This window comes from Clostridium sp. NSJ-49, from assembly GCF_014287725.1.
Taxonomy (GTDB): Bacteria; Bacillota; Clostridia; order Clostridiales; family Clostridiaceae; genus Clostridium; species Clostridium disporicum_B.
The window spans coordinates 1-7896 of the sequence record NZ_JACOOP010000087.1 but is presented as its reverse complement, the minus strand read 5'-3'; the positions used below and the strand labels follow the sequence as shown (position 1 = coordinate 7896).

The window sequence follows — 7896 nt, the reverse complement described above, 5'->3', positions numbered from 1 at the left end:
AGAAATGGTATATTATTGCATGAAAAGAAAATAGCGTAAAGGTATATTTTTACAGAGAATAGGAGGTTTATAACCTCCTATTTGTCGTGTCAAAAAACTTGTTCATTTAGAAATAATTTCATATAAATATATGAATAAAAAATAAAAAGACCGTCTACTGAAATGATTTTAAAAATCATTTCAGAGACAGCCCCTTCTTAACTAAAATTGATCTTTTCCGTAAACAAATGCGTTTTCTACTGCTTCTTCTGGCTTGTATACTTCTAAGATTTTTCCATATCTTTCTCTATAATCATTGTCAATCTTAAGTTGAGGTATTACTTTAGTTCCTTCTTCAAAGAAGTGCTTTGAACCTCTTCCCATCTCTTGACCTCTCTTAGTGTGCTTATCTAAAGCAACATCCATAACTTCAACTTTTTTACCCATTGCAAAGCTCTTAATTACTATATTCTTTAAATAATCACTTGAACGGTCTTTAGTGCTTTCTGCTAAAATTCTTGTTGCATGGATGAAGTACATTGGTTGATCTCCATCATCATATGGATAGTTCTTTCTCATTTCATTTAATGCATTAACTTGAACTGCTGCATCTAGATTACCAAATCCAATATCTTCAACAGATATAGTTAATATTCTTCTCCATAATTTATCTAATAATTGTGGTGAAGTTATATATAATTCATATGCATATTCACATGCCTCTTCTACCATTGATCTTCTTACTGCTTTTTGATAACATGAAATAATTTCATCTGCTGCAAAACCATTTCTTGTTTTTATTTCTGCCCACATACTATAACTCATAATAATTTCTCCTTGTTTTTACACTTATTTATATTTAAAGTTATTTGATATTCTTAGATAAATCAATGAACCATTGTAAAAATTCACTTTTCTCTTCTAAGTCAATCAATGATCTTAATATACATTTATTTAAAGCTACTCTTTTAAATAATTCATATAAAAGACTTAAATCATAATTTGCTTTATATGATTGTGTTGATAAAAATATAATTCTTATATTTTTTCCTTTATATGAAATAGGTTTCTTTAAAATAGCTACACTTACTAAAACCTTCTCTGAGAAAATCTTCCTTGGCCGTGGTATCATAACAAACTCTCCAATAACCGTAGGATATTCTCTTTCTCTAGACAATACATCATCTACGAATTCTTTTTCATTTAAAATATAACCTGCTTTTTTAAGCTTTTTAGCTTGTCTCATTATTATTTGATCAAAGTTATATTCTTCATCATATATATCTATCAAATCTTTATCAAAGTACTTCTTAATAATATCTTCAAATTTATTTCCTATATTAACTTTATGCATCATTTGCTTTAATCTTTTTATATCATTACTATCTGGTATACTTTCAATTACGCAGGTAGGTACTTTGACTTCTTTTTCTATATTAATAGGCGATATAATAATATCTGCATCTTCTACATATCTATAGTTATTTAATTGATTTAAAGATATTTTCCCTACAATTTCTACCTTATTGTAAAAATTATCATTAATCCAACGCTGAATTAAACTATTAATCCCCACTCTCGAATCTGTTATCATAAGAATCTTAGTCTTATAACTAAAACTATTTAAAAGTGGTTCTAGATAAATTGCTATATTAGCTACTTCATCATCTTTTGTGTACTTATTAAAATACTTATATATTATCTCAACTATTAGCATTGAAATTTCATAAGCAAACGGATATCTATTTTTAATGTCACTCTTTATAGAATTTACAAATTGATAGTCACTTTGTATACGTCGTAACATATATTCCATATACTCTAATAGATTTCCTAAAAGTTCATCACTATCATTTAAATCAACATCATATCTTTCTTTAATTGCACGAATAAAATCACTTAAAACAATATTAGTAATTTCACTTATCTCATTTTCAGATGTTAATTTTTTAGTCCATAAAAAATTATAAATAGACTCTACATCATTTTTATTTAACTTAACTCCAGCTTCTATTAAATCCTCTATTGTTTTTAATGCTTTCTTATCTGTTAATTTATTTTTACTTCGCTGATTACAAAAACCATTACTGCTTCTTATTTGAGCTATATATAAAAGCCAACTTAGTATAACTATATATTCTTCATCAACAAAGTTCTTTTTATCTATAAAGCACTTTTTTACTTTATCGCAAATGTAATGTAACTCTTCTAAGCTAAAGTTATCATCAAATATAATCTGCACTTCTTTTAATGATATTGTTTTTTCAAAAACACTGACACCAACTATTTTAAAAAGTAACTTTCTAATCTCTTCTTCAGATGCCTCAACAAAAACATACTCTTTTTCGTATTTTATTCCATTAAAGAAATATTGGGTTGCCATACTTTCCTGTAGACTCTTAATAACTTTATATACCGTTCTTGTAGAAACAAATAATATTTCACTTAAATCATATATACTTTGTTTTCCTTCAAAAAGAATTTTACCTAATACAACAAAATCTCTATGATCATCTAAATGATAGGCTGAATTTAATCCTTTTTCGTTATTCAATATTTCCTTTAACTTTTCTATATACTCATTTTTTAGAAAATACCCACTTTTATGAGATGATGAAATAGTTATATTATCATTACTTAAAAGTGAATTTATCTGTGAAATATCATTTCTGATAGTTCTTGATGAAACCGAAAGTTTTTCTCCAATATTAGAACCAGTAATTCCTGATGTATTCTTTAGAATTATCTCTAATATATTAGTTTGCCTTTTAGTAAACATAGCGCACCTCTTAACACTTTTTATCGTATGCAAATATGCGCTAAACTCACTTTAATGATTAAATCATTTCTAATCACTTTAACTAAATTTTAATAAAGCTTTGGTAACGATTCAAATATTCTTTTTCCTATTGGTTAGGAAATTGAGCAAGCGCACTTTAAAAATTCTTATATTACATTAATTATAGTATATAAAAAAGCACATATCTTTTCAATTTTCGACAAAAAAAATAAAGTGCGAAGCAAGCTTCACAGTGAAAAGTCGACTACGTCGAGGTGAAAATGCTACTATCGTAGTGATGAAAATTTAACTAAAGTTAAAGTGAAAAGTATTAATATGGACACTTTTCACTATTGCCATAATCAATATTTTCACTGTCACGTCAGTGACTTTTTCCCTTTTGACGCAGTGAAACTTTTCACTAAAGTGCTTCGCACTTTGAGTTAGGTTGATTGCGATGTTGAGAGCTAAGAATAGCACATAAATTAAGTTAATAACTAAAAGTTAAATATTAACTAGACTTAATTTATGCACCTCAATATTGCAATCAATATATAGAACGAAGTCGCTAAAAGCATCCGCCCCCGTATGGGGATTCAAAAACTTCAAAATTAAATTTAAAACTTAATTTAATAAGCTATAGCTCCAAAAATATACTTTAAACCAACCCTATTACATATATTTCCTTATTTAAGTATACACTTTCCCCCTCCCCATTATCAAGCTAATATTCAATTTTGCCCTATTTAAGGCGGTGAATAGCTTCGAGGCATTAAAACTCCTTTTTCTATTAAATTTCCCTTCTCACAAACTTTACACATTCCTATTTTAATTCCTGTTAATTTAAATAATAGCTCCGCTGACGATAGTTTTTCGTCATCTCTAGGTTTTACCCTAAATATCTCAATACATCGCTTAAACTTTAATTTCTTATTTCTATTTCCTAATATCCCATAGTGTCTAATCTTAACAAATCTATCGGGTAAGATATGCATAGTAAATCTTCTGATAAATTCATCAGCTTTTAAAGTCATTATTTTCTCTTTATTTTTATCTTTGTAATCTCTCCATTTAAATACTACATTTTTGTTATCAACCTTAATTATTCTATTATCTGATATAGCGACTCTATGTGTATATCTACCAAGATATTGAACTACATAGGCTGCACTTTTGAAAGGAGCTTTGCTGTAAACAATCCATTCTTTCTTATACAATGAATCCTTAAATTCATTAAAGATATTTCTAGAGCTTAACTCACTGATACTTTCTGGAAATACTAATTTATTATCTAGATAAAGTTTATTTAAATAATATAGAAATTTACCTTTAAATTTTCTTGATAATACTTTTACTGGAATAAAAAACTTTCGCTTAGATTTTATCCACTTACTTTTATCTAGACTTAATCCACCACCTGGAACTATACAATGTATATGTGGATGATTCATTAGGTTTTGACCCCATGTGTGTAATACTGTTGTAAATCCTATATCTGCATTTAAGTATTTTTTATCCTTTGCTAGTTCTAGCAAAGTCTCGGATACAGAGCTAAATAATATTGAATATAATTCCTTTTGATTAAAAAGTATTAATGAATTTAATTGTTCTGGAACTGTAAATACCATATGAAAATAATGAGTTGGCAGTAAAGACTTGCTTCTTTCATAAATCCATAATTCTTTGGCATAAGTTTGGCATTTAGGACAATGTCTATTTCTGCATGAGTTATAAGCTATTGTAGTTTCTCCACACTCATCGCATTCATAAATATGCCCGCCAAGCGAAGCTGTTTTGCAATATTGAATAGAAGATAGGGCTCTTATTATATTAGAAGGTAATCTTTTGCTTCTAATATAATCTTCTCCATGAACAGACATTATCTCTTGTAATGAACTCATAGCTTATCGAATGGGCTAACTACATTTAATACAGTATAATCCTTAACATGAAGATATATAGATGTTGTCTTTAAATTAGAATGTCCTAACAACGCTTGGATAACAACCAACTCTACACCATCATTCATTAAATGTGTTGCAAAAGAATGTCTTAGAGTATGTGGTGTAGCCTTTTTAGTTATACCTGCCTTATTAACAGCAGTTAGCATTGCACATTCAACTCCACGAGCTGTTAATGGTTCACCAGTCCATCGTGATGTGAATAAATACTCTTCTGAATCATAATTTTTATGTCCAAACTTAGTCCAATATTCCCTTAATAATTCCAAGTTTTTCTGCGATAATAGAGTGTATCTTTCCTTGCTTCCTTTTCCAGCTCTAACTCTAATTTTCATTTCTTTACTCATAATATCAGATAATCTTAAATTTATTACTTCGCTTACGCGTAAGCCAGCGGAATATATAGTTGATAATATTGCCTTATGTTTTAAATAAGTAGCGTTATCAATAATAAGTTTGACTTCTTCCTTGGTTAAATATGCTGGTAAATTTCTTCGGCACCTCATTCTAGGAATTCTCATGTTATTCCAATCTCTTTCTAAAGTAATAACATAAAAAAATTTTAATGCTGAATTTATACTATTTACACTAGCCTTGCATAATTTTTTATCATTTATGCAATAATCTAAATAGTTGATAATATCCTGTTCACCTAGTAATTCAGGTGGCTGGTTATAGAATTTAGAATAACCTTTCAGCATATATACCATATTTTTTATGGTTTGCTTACTTCGTCCACGAAGTTCTAAATCTTTAACCATTTTGTCTATTTTTTGATACATTTTATCACTCCTTAAAGGTGTGTAAAATGTGAGAAGTGAAGCTTCCTTGAGAAAGAAACTTCACTTCTTATTTTTTCCATATAAACTTTTAGTTAATCACTAAACCCAGCCGTCGCTTTTAGCGATTTAGTTCTTTCTTTCTATTATTCGTTATTTTTAACTTTCGATGTCATAATCGGTATTGTAGTTGCTATAACTAATATAATTAATAGTATTATAGCCATCATATTTCCACCTAAAAATCCACTTGGAACTCTTGGTTTAACAATTCCTGTTACTTGTAATATTATTCCTAATAATCCTATTATAGATCCACCGGCAACAAGTCCTGATGAAAGGCTAATACCGTTAGAAACCTTAACTTCTTTCTCTTTTTCACTCTTACTCATTTTTTCTATAAATAAACGTATTAAAGCTCCTACTAAAATTATTGATGTTGTTGATATAGGTAAGTAAAAACCTATAGCTATAGTCATTATAGGAAGATTTAACATAAATAAGAATAAAGCTATTACTATCCCTACTAAAATCATTGGCCAAGGTAAATTTCCTGACATAATACCTGAAGTTAAAGTAGACATTAAGTTAGCTTGAGGAAGTGCAAAAGGTGCATCAGCCCCTGTAATTCTTAATTGATCAGCAAGAACTAAAATTGTTCCTGTAACTACAACTACTCCTACTATACTAGCTAAGGCAAAGTAATTTCTCATTTCTTTTCTGCTTCCACCTATTATGTAACTTACTTTTTGTGATTGGCTATATCCACCTGCTACTGATATAGCAACTACCATAAACTCTGCAAATAAAAGTAGTGACTTATTATCAGATTGACCTTTCCAACCCATTATTACAAAAACTAAAGTCAATATAACTAAAGCTGCTATTGTCATACCTGATACAGGAAGATTAGATGTACCTATAGTTCCAGCCAATCTTCCAGAAACTATTACAAATAGCAAAGCTAATATAAGAGATACGAGAGCAGCTACTATAGCCATAGTAATACTTCCAGAAATAAAGAAACCTGCTACAAAAGCTAGAGCAATTCCTACTAAAAGTATTATCATCTCACCAGAGTTTTTTTCTCCACCAGAATTAGATTTAGCTTTTAAAGTTTCTTTTAATGATACAACTATAGTTGGTATAAGTTTAATTGCTCCGATAATTCCACCACAAAGCATCATACCTGCACCAATGTATTTAACATATCCTCCTGAAATTGCATTAACATCCATCTGATTAATAGCAACAGTTGTATCATTCCATGAAGTCATTCCTTCTGATGCCATATCACTAAAGTATCCAATTAAAGGAGCAACACCAAAGTTGGCTAGTATTGATCCTGCAAACATAGTTAAAGATACTTCCAACCCAACTATAAATCCAATTCCTAATAAAAGAGGATTTACTTCTGTTGAGAACTTCCATTTATAAAATTTACTTCCTAAGAAAGTCATTGTATTATTAACTACATTTAAGAAAGAACTAGTTAAAACATTTATAATTCCGCTTATTCCAAAACCTATTCCCATAAACTTTATTGCATCTCCACCTGTTTCTGAAGCAACAAGTGTCTCTGAAATAGCTAAGGATTCAGGATACATAAGCTGACCATGTTCTTCTACAATTAAGTAATTATAAACTAATGAAGTAGCTCCTATTCCAAATAAAGCTCCTGCAACGCTTACACTTACTCCTTCTAAGAAGCTAACATTACTTCCTATTAATATAACTGCTGGTAATACATAAATCATACCACTTGCTATAGATTCTCCACCACTAGACATACCTTGAATAATATTTTTTCCAAGGATTCCTTTCTTTTTAGCAAAGACTCCTATAAGCATTGAACCAATTATAGCTCCTGGAATTCCTGCAGCAACTGTTAATCCTGATTTCATACCAGAATAAGCTGTAGATGCTGCAAATACGGCAGCTAAGACAACTCCAATTATCATTGCTGCCACGTTTACTCCTTTTTTAGACTTATCAGTTACAAATGGAACATAATCTTTTCCATGTACTCCACCGTAAGCCTCTTTAGGTAACTTGTTTTTCATAATAATCCCTTTCCTTTACTGTCTTAAATTCACTAAAATAGTTTTTAGATATAATGCTACATTTTTCTACACATTATTTAGTATTTGTAAAAAAATTTATTTTATAATGAATTTATTTTTGAAAGGTAGTTAAACTAATTATGAATTCAAAAAACATCTCATTAAACTTAATATTTTTAATATAAAAATATTAAAAGGGGCTGTATCAAAAAAAATTTGATATTTGCCGATAAAGAAAAGGAAGTTCGAATTTGAACTTCCTTTTTTGCGCATAGTAATAATATGAAAAACTTCACAAAAAATGTGATTCCTATGCAACAAATAGGATTTGCATT

General features: G+C 29.1%; 5 protein-coding genes. All 5 read right to left on the bottom strand.

Features of this window, described 5'->3' with window-relative positions:
* Nucleotides 1-201 precede the first annotated feature (201 nt).
* Nucleotides 202-804, bottom strand: a complete 603-nt coding sequence (locus H8S10_RS17465) for a hypothetical protein (protein WP_055266205.1) — start codon at nucleotides 802-804, stop codon at nucleotides 202-204.
* A gap of 40 nt (nucleotides 805-844) precedes the next feature.
* A complete protein-coding gene (locus H8S10_RS17460; protein WP_186839708.1) occupies nucleotides 845-2758 on the bottom strand; it encodes an HTH domain-containing protein in 1914 nt (637 codons plus the stop codon).
* Nucleotides 2759-3504: 746 nt separating this feature from the next.
* The gene (locus H8S10_RS17455; protein ID WP_186839707.1) at nucleotides 3505-4659 is read right to left on the bottom strand and encodes an IS91 family transposase; all 1155 of its coding nucleotides are present in this window, start codon (nucleotides 4657-4659) and stop codon (nucleotides 3505-3507) included.
* Entirely contained in the window at nucleotides 4656-5501 is an 846-nt protein-coding gene (gene xerA, locus H8S10_RS17450) for a site-specific tyrosine recombinase/integron integrase (RefSeq protein WP_186839706.1), read from the bottom strand. Before xerA ends, H8S10_RS17455 begins: the two co-directional genes overlap by 4 nt.
* 143 nt (nucleotides 5502-5644) lie before the next feature.
* A complete protein-coding gene (locus H8S10_RS17445; protein ID WP_186839705.1) occupies nucleotides 5645-7561 on the bottom strand; it encodes an oligopeptide transporter, OPT family in 1917 nt (638 codons plus the stop codon).
* Between the last annotated feature and the right edge of the window lie 335 nt (nucleotides 7562-7896).

Excerpts from the sequence above, each read along its gene's own strand:
- xerA (WP_186839706.1), bottom strand. The coding sequence starts at position 5,501 with ATGTATCAAAAAATAGACAAAATGGTTAAAGATTTAGAACTTCGTGGA.
- H8S10_RS17465 (WP_055266205.1), bottom strand. The coding sequence starts at position 804 with ATGAGTTATAGTATGTGGGCAGAAATAAAAACAAGAAATGGTTTTGCA.
- H8S10_RS17455 (WP_186839707.1), bottom strand. The coding sequence starts at position 4,659 with ATGAGTTCATTACAAGAGATAATGTCTGTTCATGGAGAAGATTATATT.
- H8S10_RS17445 (WP_186839705.1), bottom strand. The coding sequence starts at position 7,561 with ATGAAAAACAAGTTACCTAAAGAGGCTTACGGTGGAGTACATGGAAAA.
- H8S10_RS17460 (WP_186839708.1), bottom strand. The coding sequence starts at position 2,758 with ATGTTTACTAAAAGGCAAACTAATATATTAGAGATAATTCTAAAGAAT.